Genomic DNA, 15,203 nt, shown 5'->3' on the forward strand with positions numbered 1-15,203 from the left:
ACAAATCTTCGGGAGACGGGGATGCGTCGCATTCAATTCGTGTGAATTTGGGTCCATTCGTGGTTTCTTGCTCAGAAGCGGCGGGCGCCGCGGGACAAGGGGGCGAGTGAGTCGAACACCAGCGGGTCGTTCGGGTAAAGGGCCTGCGCGTGGTCCACACCGGCATCCAGCCCGAGCACGCGGGCCCGGGCCAGCTGCAGCTCGACGTAGTTGCGCGTCTTCATTTGCGAAGCGTGCGCTGCCATCGCCCTGGTCCACGTGGCGACGATCCCGGGGGCGGAAATGTCGATGACGACGGACAGATGGCCCGCCGGCACGCTGCCGGGGCTGAGCGCGTAGAAAAACAGCTGGCCGATGGCGTGCGCCGGCCGGGCCTTGAGTTCGGCCACGCCGGCGTAGCGGGCGAGCCGGGTGGCGTCGCGGACGAGCTGGCCGAGCCGCCAGTGGTCGGGGTGCTGGTTGGGTTCGGTGGTGGGCGCGAGCACGATGCCCGGCTGCACCCGGCGGATGATGTCGGCGAGCGCGAGGGCGTGGACCGCCTTCAGTTCGAGCCGGGCGTCGCCGTCGAGCGCGAGGAACTCGATCGTCGCGCCAAGGATCTTCGCGGCCTGCCGGGCTTCGCGCGCGCGGACCGCCGGCGTGCCGTTGGTGCCCGCCTCGCCTTGCGAACAGACGACAAAGTGCGCCCGCCGGCCGCCGCGGGTTTCTCGGGCGATGATGCCGCCGGCGCCGAACTCGATGTCGTCGGGGTGCGCGCCGAAGGCCAGCAATGGTGGCAGGGGTGTGGCAGGTGATTTCACGAGCGAAGCGACTGAGATGTGGGTAGTTTAAAAGACTACTAAAGTGACGGGACAGAATTTGTAACCTAATAGGTTACAAGGGCCCTTGGTTGCCGGAGCTCGACACGCGTCCGGAGCTCGCGCTCCTGCTCAAGGCCGGGCTAAGAGGGAAGATCGGTGTAGGCTTCATCGGAGCGGTCAATGGTGTCGCGGGGAACGAAGGTGATTTCGGGGGCGTCGGCGGGGTTGAGATACGCCTGCTCGCCGGCGCCGCAGATGTAGTGCGTGCAGTGAATCACGGATTGCATCCAGCGCAACCGGCTATCGCGCGTCGGGCTGACCTGCTCCTTGGCGAAATCGATCCTGAGCAGGTCGATGTAGCTGGCGCCACCCTCGTGGAGCTTGAGGGCGCCGTCAATAAGCCGGGCGCGGACGACCTCGCCCTCGTGCGGCACGTCTACGAAGCAGTCGGGGATATCACAGGCCGCGCGTCGGACGGCCGGGTCGCCGGAGCGGACCACGCGGATGCCGTCGAGCAGCTCCATGCGGCGATACATCTCGAGGCAGAAGTCGGCCACGTTGGTCGCGCTGACCTGCTTGAAGGCGTCGACCCAGCGGGTAGCGACGAAGTTCGGCAACTGGCGCGCGGTGCTGGCCGGCCAGTCCGCCGGGATGCGCTTGAGGAAGAGCGGGGAGAATTTCCGTTGGAGCTTGTTGGCAAAGGTGAAGTTGAAGGTCTGGGGCTGGTCGGTCTTCAGGTGGCGCAGCGTGGTCTGCGTCTCGCGGCAGTCATGGTCGCTGTCGTGGAGAAAGAACACGATCTCGCCGCCGATCTCCGCCTGGAGGCGGCGGGCCGTCACGAACTTGGCCTGGAGGAAGCGCCGCGGGAAAAATCCGCAGGGCTGCTGGCCGAAACAGATGACGGGGGGAGACATCAGAGAGAGAAATTCTCCGCGGATAACGCGGATGAACGCGGATGTCGGAGCAAAGGCATCGGATTAGAGGGTGCGGTCGACATCAAGTGGTTTGTCCATCCGCGTCGATCTGCGTAATCCGCGGGAGAAAGGCCTGGATGATCACGCTGAACAGCATGCACGCCGCGCAGCCGATGACGTTGTCCCAAAGGTAGGAGAAAGGAAAATCCGGCCGCGTGCCGCGGGCAAAGAAGATCGCCACCGTCACCCCCTGGGCCGCGACGGCGCCCCAGAACACGGCGGTGCCGCCGGCCTTCCGGAGGAAGAACGCGACGAAGAACAGGCCGAGCAACACGGGGTAGAAGATCGACGCGATGATGTTGGCGAACTGGATGAGATTCTCCGCGAGCGTGATGCTCAGGGCGAACCCGATGGCGGCGAGCCCCCAGAGGGCGGTGAACCAGCGGGAGGCGGCGACGCACCGGGCGTCATCGGCCGCCGGGTTGATGAGATGGCGGTAAAGATCCACGGTCGTGGCCGAGGCGAGGGCGTTGAGCTCGGCGGCCTTGGAGTTCAGGGTGGCCGCGAAAAACACCGTGATGAGCAGTCCGATGAGCCCGTGCGGGAGGTGCGAGATGATGAAGTTGATGAAAACGTAATCCGTGTCGGTGGTCGGGGCACGCGGATCGGCCTCGCGCAAAGCGGTCTTCGCCCGGGCCCGGATGGCCTCGGCGCGCGCCTGGCTGTCCCGGGCGGCGGTTCGGGCCGCGGCACTCGCGACGGAGTCGCCGGCATGCTGGGCGGCGAGCCAGCGCGTGATTTCCTGCTGCTTTTCGTCTTGGGCCGCGGCGTAGTCCGACTCGATCGCCGAGAATTTCCCCGGGGCGGTCAGGGCGGCGGCGTGCCACGCCGTCTGGTTGAAGAAAACGGGCGGGCGCTCGAATTGATAGAAGACGAAGATCAGGGCGCCCAGCAGCAGGATGAAAAGCTGCATGGGGATCTTGAAGACCGCGTTGAACATCAGCCCCAGCCGGCTCTCACGGAGCGACGCCCCGCCCAGGTAGCGCTGCACCTGGGACTGGTCGGCGCCGAAATACGACAGCGCCAGGAACAGGCCGCCGATGAGGCCCGACCACAGGGTGTAGCGCGGGGCCAGGCTGGGGGTGGTGTCGACCGCCTTGAGCTTGTCAAAACCGCCCGCCACCGTGAAGGCGTCGCCGAGCGTGAGGCCCGGGGGCAGTTTGGTCACGAGCACGATGAAGGCGGCGATCATGCCGGCGATGATCACGGCAAACTGGTATTTCTGGGTGAGAGCCACGGCTTCGCTGCCCCCGGCCGACGTGTAGAGGAGCACCAGCAGGCCGCTGGCGATGATCGTGAGTTGCAGGGGCCAGCCCATCGCCGTGGACAGCACGATGGCCGGCGCGTAGATGGTGATGCCCGCGGCGATGCCGCGCTGCAGGAGAAAAAGCCCGGCCCCGAGCAGGCGCGTCTTCCGGTCGAATCGCTGGCCGAGGTATTCGTAGGCGGTGTAAACATTGAGCCGGCGGAAGATCGGCAGGAAGACGGCGGCGATGATGATCATCGCGAGGGGCGCGCCGAAATAATTCTGGATGAAGCCGATTCCGTCCTGATAGCCCTGACCGGGCGTGGACAGGAAGGTGGTGGCGCTCGCCTGCGTCGCCATCACCGCCACGCCGATGGTGAACCAGTTGGTGTCCCGCGCGCCCCGCAGGTAGGTGTCGAGGCTGCGGCGGCTGCGCGTGCGCCACATCCCGTAGCCCGCGATGGCGAGAATGGTGACGAGCAGGACGGCGTAATCGAGGGCGTTCACGAATACACCTCCGTCAGCGCGGCGAGCAGCCCGACCCAGAGGACGAAGACGCCCAGCACGAAAACATAGACCGCCGGCCACGAACGGAGACCGGGCAGGCCGGTGGACTCGTCGTCAGGTTCAGGAGTCATGGGTAGGAGCCTGCTTGCAGGCGAGGGTTGGGGGCATCGCCTGCAAGCAGGCTCCGACAAAAAGGCGGATTCATTTCCCGAGCGAAAGCAGGTTGGCGAACAGGCGGTAGGCGCCCGGCACCCCGGCGGGCAGCTGGCGGAAGAACCCGATGCCGGTGTAGACGTAGTGGCCCGAACCGTATTTTGCGACGAGGATGCTGCTCTTGAGCTGGGCCTCGCCCGGGTCGCTCATGCCGAGCAGGGCGACGTAGTGCTCCTCGTCCCACTTGCTCGGGAAATAGGCGCCGCGTTCCTGCACCCAGCCGTCGAAGTCCGCCGGGTTGATCTTGTTCGGGGTGTTGACGGCCGCGTGGTCGGGCGCCAGCAGCGTCACGGGCGCGGTTTCATCGGTGACGCGCAGGGCCGGCGCCGGTCCCTCGATCGAGAGCGGATAAGGCCCGAGCTGCTCGGCCTTCAGGCCGTTGGGCCGGTTGTATTGCGCGATGACGGTGCCGCCGGCCTCGACCCAGGCGAGCAGGCCGGGGAAGGCGTCCTTCAGGTCGGTGCGTTCGTTGAAGGCGCGCACGCCGATGACGACGGCGTCGAACCCGTGGAGTTTTTCCGGCGTCAGGTCGGCGCCGGTGAGGCGGTGGACGACATAGCCCATCTGCTCGAGGCACTCCGCCACGTAGTCGCCAGCGCCGGGCAGGTAGCCGATGGTCAGGCCGCGGGTGGCCAGGTCGAAACTGGCCAGGCGCGCGCGGGCCGGCGGTTGCAGCAGCTGCACCGGGATGTGGTCGTAGCGGACTTCGTAGCGCTGGTTGGAAAAATCGTGACCGTCGACCTTCGCGACGGCCGTGAGCCGGCCGGCACTGCCGGCCGAGGGAGAAGTGACAGTGAAAGTGAAGGAGGCCTTGTCGCCGACGTTGGGCAGGCGGAAATCCTGCGGGCCGGGCGCAGCCGACCAGCCGGCGGGCAGTTCGAGCCGGAGGGTGCCGCGACTGTTGGCGCGCGCGGCCGTGACCTCGACGGTCACGGGCTTGGTGGTGCCGGGCGGCACGAGAAAAATCTCGGAGTTCAGCGCGAGCGAGACGGGCGGGATGACCTTGACGCTCAGCCGGGACTGCGCGCCGGTCGGGGCCTGGACCGGCTGGACCGGCTCATCGGCGATGACCAGGGTCTGGTCGCCCACCGTGAAGACGTGCTCCAACGGAATGGCGGGCGGATTCTCCGGCCGGCCGATGAGGGAGGGATCGTCTACCCGGGAAATGCCGGCGGCGCCGTCGGCGCGCAGCCAGTAGGGCTGGGTGAGCGGAGTCGTCAGCGGCAGGACACCGGTCAGTTCGCCGCCCGGGCCGGCGGCCAGCTTCAGTGCGGGGTTGCGTGTTTCCACGTAGCGCACATCCGCGGTCCTGGCCGCCATGCTGAACGCGAGCGTCAGCTTGAGCGGCTCGCCCGGCACGACCTCGGCGTTGGCCAGCGTGGTTTCGACCTTCAAGCCGAGGCACGCTTGCAGGATCCGGTCGAGCTGCGCGCGCTTGTCGATGGTGAGCGGATCGGTGGGCAGTGTCGCGAGCTTGGTCCGGAGCGCCAGCAGGGCTGGCACCGAGGCGGCGGGATCGTCGGCCTTGAACTGGGCGAGCGCAGCCGCGGCGAGTGCGCCGATCTCGGCGCCGCCGGGATAGCGGGCCCAGGTGGTGTCCACGCCGTCCATGAGGTCCGGGCCACCGTTGCTGGCTGCGGCCAGCCCGGTGTTGGTCCGGGCCGGATCGCCCGGCCAAGGCTCGCCGGCCAGGAGCATGAAATTCTGCATGTTGGGGCCGGTGGCGGCGCGGCCGGAGAAACCGCCGAGGCCCTGCGTCTTGTGCATGCCGCGGCTTTCGTTGGCGATGGTGCCGAAGGTCTCGCCACTCACCGGGTCGGTGCCGGCGATGTCCATTTTCACGGTGGGGCCGTTGAGCCCGTTGGGGCCGGCGCCGCCGAACGAAAACGAATTCCAGACGACGCGCTTGGGCTGCCAGACGGTCAGGCCCTGCGCGAGCTGCTCGGGATAGGCCTTCGGGTCGCCGGCGAGCTTGAAGGCCTCGACGGCGAGGATGGCCGAGGCGGTATGATGGCCGTGGCCGCCGCTGCCCGGCGGAATGGGGAAGCGGGTGACGATGACATCGGGGCGGTATTGCCGGATGATGCGCACGACGTCTCCGAGCACGGCGTCACGGTCCCAGAAGCGCAGGGTTTCCTCCGGCGTCTTGGAAAAACCAAAATCGATGGCGCGGGTGAAAAACTGGCGGCCGTGGTCGAAGCGGCGGGCGGCGAGCAGTTCCTGGGTGCGGGCGACGCCAAGTTTCTCGTCGAAGTCGCGGCCGAGTTCGTTCTGGCCGCCATCGCCGCGCGTGAGCGACAGGTAGGCGACGCGATAGCCCCGGCCCAGCGACAGGTAGGTGATCAGCTGCGTGTTTTCATCATCGGGATGCGCGCCGATGTGCAGGACGGTGCCGGTGGTGCCGAAGCTGCGGAGGTCCTGTTCAATCGCGTTGCCCGCCTGCAGGGAGGCGACGGAGAAAAGGGCGCCGAGCAAAAGCAGCGCGCGGCGCCAGGAACGGAAAGCCATGACTGGGTGGGCGGTTACTTTTTGACCGTGAAAGGCACGGAGAACTGCGTGGTTTCCCAGGCCATCTTCAGGATGCCGCCGCCGCCGGGATTTTTCTCGAGCGCCATGACGAACTGGTCGAGCGGCGTGCTGAGCGTGTCCTTCTTCAGGTCGACGCGGGCGAGTTCGTTCGCCTCGTGGTAGGGATCGACGCCCCACTGGCCGGTTTCCCGGTTGATGACCAGCCTGGCGGTGCCATCCGCCAGCGGGACAGTGAAGAGGGTGTAGGTGCCGGCGGGCACGGTGGTGCCGCCGAGATCGATCGCCTGCTGGGTAATGAGCGTGGTGGCCTCGTCCGAGCCGGTGCGCCAGACCTTGCCGTAGGGCACGAGCTCGCCCCAGATCTTGCGGATGGCGCCGGTCTTCGGGTCCTTGGAGTAGGGGCGGCCGTAGATGACGGTCACACGGTTGCCGTCGACCTTGAGGCTGATGACTTCATGCGGGCTGACACGGGTGCGCGGCGGGGCCGGCGGGGCAACGGTCGTGGCGGCGGGGGCGGGTGCCGCCGGGGTTTGCGCAAAAAGCGCGGAGGAGGCGGACGCAACGAGGAGAACGAGAGCGAGGCGGAGTTTCATGGGATTCCGGGGTTGAGGTGGAACGCGAGGCGCCGGCAGGTTAGATGCCGCCGGCGCAGGGAGGGTTGCGAAAGCGGACCAGACGGCCCGCGCGGATGGTGCTTACTTCAGGCGAGCGATGAGGGCCTCGTTCAGCCGGGTGTATTCCGTGCCGACGAGCCCGGGCGCTTTCCTGGACATCTCGAGTGATTTCTGGGCGGCGGCGAGCGCGCCGGTCTTGTCGCCGGCCTTCTCGAGGATGAGGCCCTTGCGGTAGATCATGTAGAACGCGTCGGGCTGCTCGGCGATGGCGGCGTCCATCCAGGCTGCGGCCTTCTTCAGGTCGAGGCCGTTCTCGTAATAGAACATGGCGGAGGCGAAGTAGGGCTTCTTGCCCTCGGTGGCGGCCATCGCGGCCTCGATCTGCGGGACGAGGGTGCTGGCGACGTCGACCTCGATCGCGACCGGAACCCGGACGTTTTCCCAGTAGAGCATGAGGGCGGCGGCGGATTCCTTGGAAAGATCGCTGAAGCTGATGGTGAAGGTCTCCACCGGCACCGGCAGCCGCTGCGGCACGGCCTTGACGCGGACGAGGTCGTTCTTGGCGTCGTAGGAATACGCGCCCCACGGCCACTTGTCGGGGACCTTGTTCAGGATGACGGTCCACTCGGTTTCGCCGGGAATGCTGAAGAGGGCGTAGGAACCGGCGGGTACGTCGACCCCGCCGAACTTTACCGCGGTGCTGAAGGTGATCTTCGTCGCGTTGTTGGCGCCGGTGCGCCAGATCTCGCCGTAGGGCAGGAGGCCGCCGAAGATTTTCCGGCCGCGCATGCTCGGGCGGGAATAGTTGACCTCGATGTCGGTGACGCCGACGCGTTGCTTGACCGTGGCGGCCGGGCTGGCCGCGGGGAACTCTATCTTGGGGGCTTGGGCAAACAGGCCGGTCGCGAGGACCGACCCGGCAAGGAACGACAGGGTGACGCGTAGCATGCGGGGAATCATGGTGAATCTAAGAGAAGTCAGACGGCGCCGAGATTCCACCTATTTTCGACCAAAGGCTTTTAAATCCATGTGACAGCCAAGCTCTTGGCGGTGAATCAGGGCCGGGCGGAAATGGAGAAACCGGTTTTTTTGCAGAAATCTGAGAAAAATCGTTGACTAGACCAAACAGTCAACTATTCATTTTGGCCATGGGAAGAACTTCAGACGCCAACGAACGCTTGATGGACGCCGCCCTCGACCTGATCTGGGAAGAGAGCTACGGCGCCATCACGATCGATGACATCTGCAAGCGGGCCGGCGTGGCCAAGGGCAGTTTCTACTATTTCTTCAGCTCCAAGTCGGAACTCGCCGTGGCCGCGCTCGAGCGGATGTGGCAGGAAGTGAGCAAGCCGAAGATGGACGGGATCTTTTCCCCGTCGGTCGAGCCGCTGACCCGCATCCGGAACTATCTGGCGAGCATGTATGACTTCCAGGCCGAAATTAAGCAGAAGCACGGCAAGGTGCTGGGTTGCCCCGTGATGTCCGTCGGCTCTGAAACGTGCACCTGCGACGAGGAAGCCGCCGTGGGCAACAAGATCCGCGAGCTTTTCGCGCGCAAGCGCCGCTATTACGAATCCGCGATTCGCGATGCGCTGGCCGAGGGTTCGATCGAGCCCGGTGATCCCAGTGAGAAGGCCACGGCGGTTGCCGGCCTGATCGAGGGCATCCTTACCCAGGCCCGGATCCTCAACAATCCTGAGGTTCTCCGCGCTTTGCCGGATCTGGCGATGCGCATCCTCGGCGCCAAGACCGCAGTCCAACCGGCCACGATCAAAGTCTGATCACTCGCAGCGCACGTTCTCCGCGTGCGCGATTTTTTCGCCTCAAAACTAGATAACCAGTCAACTATACCAGCTTTAAAGCCATGAAAAACAAGACGCACCGTTCCTCTTCATCCGCCTCCAGCAATGCCATGCGCTCCAGCTTCGCTTCGCGGTTCGTGCAGCGGTTCACCAACGCCGCCGCCACGCGCGCCCGCTTTCCCGTGCCGCCGCTCGGCAGCCTGTGGGATCCCTATCTGCTCGACCGCCTGCATGCGCCGCTCACACGCCATCGCGAATAAGTCGCCCCGTTTTCCGTCACCACCAACCGCCATCAAAATGAACACCACTTTTCCTTATCCTGTTTCCGTTTCCAACAACTCCTTCGCGGCCGATGTCCTCGATGCCTCGTCGCACCAGCCGGTGCTCGTCGACTTCTGGGCGTCGTGGTGCGGCCCCTGCAAGGCCATCGCCCCGGCGCTCAATGAAATCGCCGCCGAGCGCGCCGGCCAGGCCGTCATCGCCAAGGTCGACGTCGACGCCCACCCGGAACTCGCCGCCCGCTATGGCGTCCGTTCGATCCCCTCGCTGCTCATCTTCCGCGACCGCGCGGTCGTCGACACCATGGTCGGCGTCCATCCGAAGTCCGAGATCCTCCGCCGGCTCGATGCCGCCAGCGCGGCGGCCACGGCCGCGTAAACCTGCTTCGTCCACCATTCAACCACCGCCCACCATGATCACCGCCACCCTCATCCTCGGAGCCCTGACGCTCCTCGTCTTCGTTGACGACGCCAACGGGACCACCACTTCCGTCTGACCCTTCTTCCAACCTGATTCCGCCTCCGTCCATGACCACCACATCCAACTCTCCTTTCAACCGCCTCCGGCCGCGCTTCCTGTTCGCCGCCGCGGGCGTTCTCGCCGTCGGCGCCGGCCTTTACCTGGCCGCACCCGTCCATCTCCGCGCCGCCCCGGCCGCCGCCCCCGTCGCGCCACCCGCCCCCCGGGTGACCGTCGCGCCGGTCGAGCAGCAGCTTGTCACCGAATACGAGGAGCTCACCGGCCACGTCGACGCCATGGAGACCGTCGAGCTCCGCGCCCGCGTCTCGGGTCACCTCGACGCCGTCCACTTCCAGTCCGGCCAGCTGGTGCAGAAGGGCGACGTGCTCTTCACCATCGATCCGCGCTGGTATAAGGCGCAGTTCGACCTCGCCAGCGCCCGGGCCGAGGTCGCCGCCCGCGAGGCGGCCCGCGCCGAGAAGCTCCTCGCCGCTTCCGCCATCTCCAGCGAAGAGGCCGAGTCCCGCCGTGCGTCCGCCGCCGAGGCCCGCGCCGCGCTCGAGACCGCCCGGCTCGACCTCGAGCACACGGAAGTTCGCGCGCCGATCGCCGGCCGCATCAGCCGCGCGTTCGTCACCCCCGGCAACTTGGTCGCCGGCTCCCCCGGCAACGCCACGCTGCTGACGACCATCGTCACGGTCGGCGACGCTTACGTCTACGCCGATCTCGATGAGGCCACGTTGCTCAAGTTCAACCGCCTCGCCCGCGAGGGTCTCATCCTCACGCGCAACGGCCGCATTCCCGTCGACCTCCAGCTCGCCGACGAGAACGATTATCCGCGCCACGGCTACATCGAGTCGACCGACAACCGCGTGAATCCCGCCACCGGTTCGCTCGCCGTGCGCCTGGTGTTCCCGAACGAGGACAACGCCCTGATCCCGGGCCTCTTCGCCCGCGTCCGCATCCCGGTCAGCGCGCCCCAAAGCGCGCTGCTCGTCAGCGAGCGCGCGATCGGCACCGACCAGAGCCAGAAGTTCGTCTTCGCCGTCGGCCATGACAACACCGTCACCTACCGCACGGTGAAACTCGGCTCCGTCATCGACGGCAAGCGCGTCGTCCGCGAGGGCTTGCAGCCCGGCGAGACGATCATCGTCAACGGCCTCCAGCGCGTGCGTCCCGGCATGACCGTCGCGCCCGAGCTGCAGGCCGTCGCCACCACTCCGGCCGCGGCTCCCGCCGTGGATAAAATCGCCGCCCTCCGCTAACCGCCGGAAAACCCGCCGTCGACCGCGTCTCCGCCCCAACGGGCCGCCATTTCGCGGCCTCCCTGGCCACCGCCTTGCCCAAAATATCCCTCCCATGAACTTCTCCGACTACTTCATCAAGCGCCCGATCCTCGCCGGCGTGTTGTCGACCATCATCTTCCTCGTCGGCCTCATCGCGATGTGGCGCCTGCCCATCAGCGAGTATCCCGAGGTCGTCCCGCCGACCGTCATCGTCCGCGCCACCTATGCGGGCGCGAACCCCAAGACCATTTCGGAGACCGTCGCCGCGCCGCTCGAGCAGGCCATCAACGGCGTCGAACACTCGCTCTACATGTTCTCGCAGGCCACCAGCGACGGCGTGATGACGCTCACCATCACCTTCGCCATCGGCACCGACCTGGACAACGCCCAGGTGCAGGTGCAGAACCGCGTCGCCCAGGTCCTGCCCAAGCTGCCCGAGGAGGTCCGCCGCGTCGGCGTCGTCACGCAGAAGGCCTCGCCCGACCTGCTCATGGTCGTGCACCTCTTCTCACCGGACAACCGCTATGACGACATCTACGTCCGCAACTATGCCACGCTGCAGGTTCGCGACGTGCTCGCGCGTCTCACCGGCGTCGGCGACGTCCGCGTCTTCGGCTCGGGCGACTACGCGATGCGGGTCTGGCTCGACCCCAACAAGGTCGCCGCCAAGGGCCTGACCGCCTCCGACGTCGTCGCCGCCATCCGCGAGCAGAACGTCCAGGTCGCCGCCGGCGCCGTCGGGCAGCAGCCTAGCTCGCGCCCTGTTGACACCGAACTGCTGATCAACACCCAGGGCCGCCTCGCCACCGAGGAGGAGTTCGGCGCCATCATCGTCAAGTCCGGCCCGGCCGGCGAACGCGTGCAGCTCCGCGACGTCGCCCGCATCGAGCTCGGCGCCTCCACCTACGCCCTGCGCTCGCTGCTCAACAACAAGCCGGCCGTCGCCTTGCCCATCGCGCAGCTGCCCGGCTCGAACGCCATCGCGACCTCCGACGCCGTGCGCGCCGCGATGAAGGACATGGCGAAGAGTTTCCCTGATGGCCTGAAATACGACATCGTCTATGACCCGACGATCTTCGTCCGCAGCTCCATCGAGGCCGTCGTGCACACGCTGCTCGAGGCCATCCTGCTCGTCGTGCTTGTCGTCATCCTGTTCCTGCAGACCTGGCGCGCCTCGATCATCCCGCTGGCCGCCGTGCCGGTGTCGCTCGTCGGCACCTTCGCGGTGATGCATGCCCTCGGCTTCTCCATCAACGCCCTGTCGCTCTTCGGCCTCGTGCTGGCCATCGGCATCGTGGTGGACGACGCGATCGTCGTCGTCGAGAACGTCGAGCGCAACATCGGCCTCGGCAAGTCGCCCTACGAGGCCACGCGCCAGGCCATGCGCGAGGTCACCGGCCCGATCATCGCCACCGCACTCGTGCTCTCGGCCGTGTTCATCCCGACGGCCTTCATCAGCGGCCTGACCGGCCAGTTCTACAAGCAGTTCGCGATGACCATCGCCATCTCGACCGTCATCTCGGCCTTCAACTCCCTCACGCTCTCGCCAGCGCTCAGCGCGCTGCTCCTCAAGGCCCACCACGCGCCCAAGGACCGGCTCACGCGCGCCATGGACTTCGCCTTCGGCTGGATCTTCCGCCCGTTCAACCGCTTTTTCGAGTGGGCCTCGCAGAAGTATTCCAACGGTGTCACCCGCCTCCTGCGGGTGTCCGTCGTCGCGCTGCTCGTCTACGCCGGCCTGCTCGGCACCACGGCGCTGCTCTTCAAGCACACGCCGATGGGCTTCGTGCCGACGCAGGACAAGCAATACCTCGTCGCCTTCGCCCAGCTGCCCGCCGCCGCCTCGCTCGAGCGCACCGACGCCGTCATCCGCCGCATGGGCGAGATCGCCCTCAAACACCCGGGCGTGGCCAACAGCATTGCCTTCCCGGGCCTCTCGATCAACGGCTTCACCAACTCGCCCAACAGCGGCATCGTCTTCGTGGCGCTCAAGCCCTTCGAGGACCGCCGCACGGCCGAGCTCACTGGCCAGGCCATCGCGCGGCAGCTCCAGCAGGAGTTCGGGTCGATCGAGGACGCCTACATCGCCATCTTCCCGCCGCCGCCTGTGCAGGGCCTCGGCACCATCGGCGGCTTCAAGCTCTACGTCGAGGATCGCGGCGACAACGGCCTCGACGCCCTCTACGGCGCCACGCAGGGCCTGATCGGCAAGGCCTACCAGACCCCCGGCCTCACCGGCCTGTTCTCCAGTTACACGATCAACACGCCGCAAATCCAGGCCGACGTCGATCGCGCCAAGGCCAAGGCCCAGGGCGTGCCGCTCGGAAACGTCTTCGAGACGATGCAGATCAACCTCGGTTCACTCTACGTGAACGACTTCAACCGCTTCGGCCGCACCTACCAGGTCGTGGCCCAGGCCGACGCACAATTCCGCAACCGGCCCGATGACATCCTCCGCCTCAAGACCCGCAACGCTGCCGGCGAGCTCGTGTCGCTCGGCTCGCTCGTCAAGGTCCGCGAGACCTATGGCCCCGACCGGGTCATGCGCTACAACGGCTACCCGGCCGCCGAGATCAACGGCGCGCCCGCCCCGGGCTACAGCTCGGGCCAGGCCGAGGCGATCATCGAGAAGCTCGCCGCCGAGAACCTGCCGAAGGGCATGGTCCTCGACTGGACCGAGCTGACCTTCCAGAAGATCATCGCGGGCAACACCGGCATCTACATCTTCCCGCTGAGCATCTTCCTGGTGTTCCTCGTGCTGGCCGCCCAATACGAGAGCTTCCGCCTCCCGTTCGCGGTCATCCTGATCGTCCCGATGGCGCTGTTCTCCGCGCTGGTCGGCCTCTGGCTGACGCGGGGCGAGAACAACGTCTTCACGCAGATCGGCCTCATCGTGCTCATCGGCCTCGCCGCCAAGAACGCGATCCTGATCGTCGAGTTCGCCGTGAAGCTCCGCGAGGGGGGGAAGGGGATCCTCGAGGCCGCCATCGAGGCCTCGCGCCTCCGCCTGCGGCCGATCCTCATGACCTCGATCGCGTTCATCGCCGGCGTCTTCCCGCTCGTGGTCAGCCACGGCGCCGGCGCCGAGATGCGCCGCGCCATGGGTGTCGCCGTGTTCGCCGGCATGATCGGCGTCACCTTCTTCGGCCTCTTCCTGACCCCGGTGTTCTACACCGTGCTCGAGAAGCTCGGCGTCCGGCAGCCCGCGCCCGTCGCGCCGGCCGCGCTCCCCGAACACGCCTGAGCCGCGTCCTCCCGCCCACCTGATCCATGAATTCCACCACCAAGTTGATCTGCCTGGCGCTCGGCGCCTTCGCCATCGGCACCGAGAGCTACGTGGTCGCGGGCGTGCTGCCCACGATCGCTTCCGACCTCGGGGTCACGGTGCCGCTCGCGGGGCAGCTGATCACCGCTTTTGCGCTCACCTATGCGTTCGGCTCGCCGTTGATTGCCGTCGCGACGGGCGGCGTGGAGCGCCGCCGGCTCCTGCTCGTGTCGATTGCGATGTTCGGCCTCCTCAATCTCTTCGCCGCGTTCTCGCACACCTATGCGCAGCTGTTCGCCGTCCGCATTGGACTCGGGCTGGCAGCGGGCACCTTCATGCCGGCGGCGAGCGCCTACGCCGTGGCCGCCACTCCGGCGGAGCATCGCGGCCGCGCGCTTTCCATCATCTTCGGCGGGCTCACCGTCGCGATGGTGATCGGTGCGCCCATCGGCGTGCTGCTCGGCGGACACTTCGGGTGGCGCGTCATTTTCCTCGTCGTCGCTGCGCTGGCGTTCGTGGCCCTGGCCGGTCTGGCGTTCACGCTCAAGCGGATCCAGGCGGATGCCGCGGTGGGTCTCGCCGAACGCCTCGCGATCGCCCGCCGGCCCGACGTGCTGGGCACGCTGGCCGTCACCGTGATCACGATCACCGGCGTCTACACGATCTATTCGTATCTGGCGTCGTTCCTGCAGCAGACCGCGCATATCGCGGGTGATACGCTGGCGTTGGTGCTGTTCCTGTTCGGCCTTGGCAGCACCGCGGGCAACATCCTCGCGGGCGGCGCCACCGACCGGATTGGACCGCAGCGGGTCATCACCCGGGTGCTGCTGGGACTGGTCGGGCTGTTCGCCCTGCTCTCGCTCACGGGGCTCCTGTTCCCGCCGGACGCCGCCCGCTGGATCATCGTGCCGCTGATCGCGCTGTGGGGCTTCGTGGGGTTTTCTTTCCCGTCCGCGCAACAGGCCCACATGGTCACGCTGGCGCCGAAACTCGCGCCGATCACGCTTTCACTCAATGCCTCGGCCATCTACTTCGGGGCGTCACTGGGCGCGCTGCTTGGCTCGTTCGTCGTCGCCCACGGGTCGGTGGGTGCGCTGGGGTGGATGGGGGCGCTGTGTGAAGTGAACGCGTTTCTCCTGCTGAAATTCATCCGCCGCCGTCGCCCGGCGGCGGAGCCCCGGCCCGGGTCCGTCGCCGAACCGCTGGCCGAAGCCGCCTGAACCCAACCG

The 15,203-nt window shown here is 66.9% G+C and carries 13 protein-coding genes; 6 read left to right on the forward strand and 7 right to left on the reverse strand.

The window, feature by feature from the left end; translation table 11 throughout:
• Nucleotides 1–71: 71 nt before the first annotated feature.
• The 7 genes from BLU29_RS09245 to BLU29_RS09270 form a co-directional block, all read right to left on the reverse strand.
• Complete coding sequence (locus tag BLU29_RS09245) at nucleotides 72–800, reverse strand: PIG-L family deacetylase (protein ID WP_157693751.1); 729 nt, start codon at nucleotides 798–800, stop codon at nucleotides 72–74.
• Between the two features lie 140 nt (nucleotides 801–940).
• Nucleotides 941–1,714 carry a hypothetical protein gene (locus tag BLU29_RS09250; RefSeq protein WP_091057020.1) on the reverse strand — a complete coding sequence of 258 codons (774 nt, stop codon included), beginning with the start codon at nucleotides 1,712–1,714 and terminating at the stop codon, nucleotides 941–943.
• An 82-nt stretch (nucleotides 1,715–1,796) separates the two neighbouring features.
• Nucleotides 1,797–3,527 carry a sodium:solute symporter gene (locus BLU29_RS09255; RefSeq protein ID WP_091057022.1) on the reverse strand — a complete coding sequence of 577 codons (1,731 nt, stop codon included), beginning with the start codon at nucleotides 3,525–3,527 and terminating at the stop codon, nucleotides 1,797–1,799.
• Nucleotides 3,524–3,658: a hypothetical protein gene (locus BLU29_RS18690; protein WP_255400924.1), complete on the reverse strand. Its 135-nt coding sequence runs from the start codon at nucleotides 3,656–3,658 to the stop codon at nucleotides 3,524–3,526. The genes BLU29_RS09255 and BLU29_RS18690 overlap by 4 nt, the downstream gene beginning before the upstream one ends.
• Before the next feature lie 70 nt (nucleotides 3,659–3,728).
• Nucleotides 3,729–6,248 carry a PIG-L family deacetylase gene (locus tag BLU29_RS09260; protein ID WP_091057024.1) on the reverse strand — a complete coding sequence of 840 codons (2,520 nt, stop codon included), beginning with the start codon at nucleotides 6,246–6,248 and terminating at the stop codon, nucleotides 3,729–3,731.
• A 14-nt stretch (nucleotides 6,249–6,262) separates the two neighbouring features.
• Entirely contained in the window at nucleotides 6,263–6,862 is a 600-nt protein-coding gene (locus BLU29_RS09265) for a DUF2911 domain-containing protein (RefSeq protein ID WP_091057027.1), read from the reverse strand.
• A gap of 102 nt (nucleotides 6,863–6,964) precedes the next feature.
• Entirely contained in the window at nucleotides 6,965–7,831 is an 867-nt protein-coding gene (locus BLU29_RS09270; RefSeq protein ID WP_157693752.1) for a DUF2911 domain-containing protein, read from the reverse strand.
• Between the two features lie 200 nt (nucleotides 7,832–8,031).
• Between BLU29_RS09270 and BLU29_RS09275 the strand changes: the two genes are divergently transcribed.
• The 6 genes from BLU29_RS09275 to BLU29_RS09300 all read left to right on the forward strand — a co-directional run bounded on the left by BLU29_RS09275 (nucleotide 8,032) and on the right by BLU29_RS09300 (nucleotide 15,194).
• The gene (locus BLU29_RS09275; protein WP_091057031.1) at nucleotides 8,032–8,664 is read left to right on the forward strand and encodes a TetR/AcrR family transcriptional regulator; all 633 of its coding nucleotides are present in this window, start codon (nucleotides 8,032–8,034) and stop codon (nucleotides 8,662–8,664) included.
• Between the two features lie 83 nt (nucleotides 8,665–8,747).
• Nucleotides 8,748–8,945, forward strand: a complete 198-nt coding sequence (locus tag BLU29_RS09280; protein WP_091057034.1) for a hypothetical protein — start codon at nucleotides 8,748–8,750, stop codon at nucleotides 8,943–8,945.
• Nucleotides 8,946–8,982: 37 nt separating this feature from the next.
• Nucleotides 8,983–9,342 carry a thioredoxin gene (gene trxA / locus BLU29_RS09285; protein ID WP_091057037.1) on the forward strand — a complete coding sequence of 120 codons (360 nt, stop codon included), beginning with the start codon at nucleotides 8,983–8,985 and terminating at the stop codon, nucleotides 9,340–9,342.
• Between the two features lie 149 nt (nucleotides 9,343–9,491).
• Nucleotides 9,492–10,688, forward strand: a complete 1,197-nt coding sequence (locus tag BLU29_RS09290) for an efflux RND transporter periplasmic adaptor subunit (protein WP_091057040.1) — start codon at nucleotides 9,492–9,494, stop codon at nucleotides 10,686–10,688.
• A 94-nt stretch (nucleotides 10,689–10,782) separates the two neighbouring features.
• A complete protein-coding gene (locus tag BLU29_RS09295; protein ID WP_091057042.1) occupies nucleotides 10,783–13,953 on the forward strand; it encodes a multidrug efflux RND transporter permease subunit in 3,171 nt (1,056 codons plus the stop codon).
• Between the two features lie 26 nt (nucleotides 13,954–13,979).
• Complete coding sequence (locus tag BLU29_RS09300; RefSeq protein WP_091057044.1) at nucleotides 13,980–15,194, forward strand: MFS transporter; 1,215 nt, start codon at nucleotides 13,980–13,982, stop codon at nucleotides 15,192–15,194.
• Nucleotides 15,195–15,203 lie beyond the last annotated feature (9 nt).

Origin of the sequence: Opitutus sp. GAS368, assembly GCF_900104925.1 — a bacterium.
Lineage (GTDB): Bacteria > Verrucomicrobiota > Verrucomicrobiia > Opitutales > Opitutaceae > Lacunisphaera.

Excerpts from the sequence above, each read along its gene's own strand:
- BLU29_RS09250 (WP_091057020.1), bottom strand. The coding sequence starts at position 1,714 with ATGTCTCCCCCCGTCATCTGTTTCGGCCAGCAGCCCTGCGGATTTTTC.
- BLU29_RS18690 (WP_255400924.1), bottom strand. The coding sequence starts at position 3,658 with ATGACTCCTGAACCTGACGACGAGTCCACCGGCCTGCCCGGTCTCCGT.
- BLU29_RS09260 (WP_091057024.1), bottom strand. The coding sequence starts at position 6,248 with ATGGCTTTCCGTTCCTGGCGCCGCGCGCTGCTTTTGCTCGGCGCCCTT.
- BLU29_RS09265 (WP_091057027.1), bottom strand. The coding sequence starts at position 6,862 with ATGAAACTCCGCCTCGCTCTCGTTCTCCTCGTTGCGTCCGCCTCCTCC.
- BLU29_RS09270 (WP_157693752.1), bottom strand. The coding sequence starts at position 7,831 with ATGCTACGCGTCACCCTGTCGTTCCTTGCCGGGTCGGTCCTCGCGACC.
- BLU29_RS09275 (WP_091057031.1), top strand. The coding sequence starts at position 8,032 with ATGGGAAGAACTTCAGACGCCAACGAACGCTTGATGGACGCCGCCCTC.
- BLU29_RS09280 (WP_091057034.1), top strand. The coding sequence starts at position 8,748 with ATGAAAAACAAGACGCACCGTTCCTCTTCATCCGCCTCCAGCAATGCC.
- trxA (WP_091057037.1), top strand. The coding sequence starts at position 8,983 with ATGAACACCACTTTTCCTTATCCTGTTTCCGTTTCCAACAACTCCTTC.
- BLU29_RS09290 (WP_091057040.1), top strand. The coding sequence starts at position 9,492 with ATGACCACCACATCCAACTCTCCTTTCAACCGCCTCCGGCCGCGCTTC.
- BLU29_RS09295 (WP_091057042.1), top strand. The coding sequence starts at position 10,783 with ATGAACTTCTCCGACTACTTCATCAAGCGCCCGATCCTCGCCGGCGTG.
- BLU29_RS09300 (WP_091057044.1), top strand. The coding sequence starts at position 13,980 with ATGAATTCCACCACCAAGTTGATCTGCCTGGCGCTCGGCGCCTTCGCC.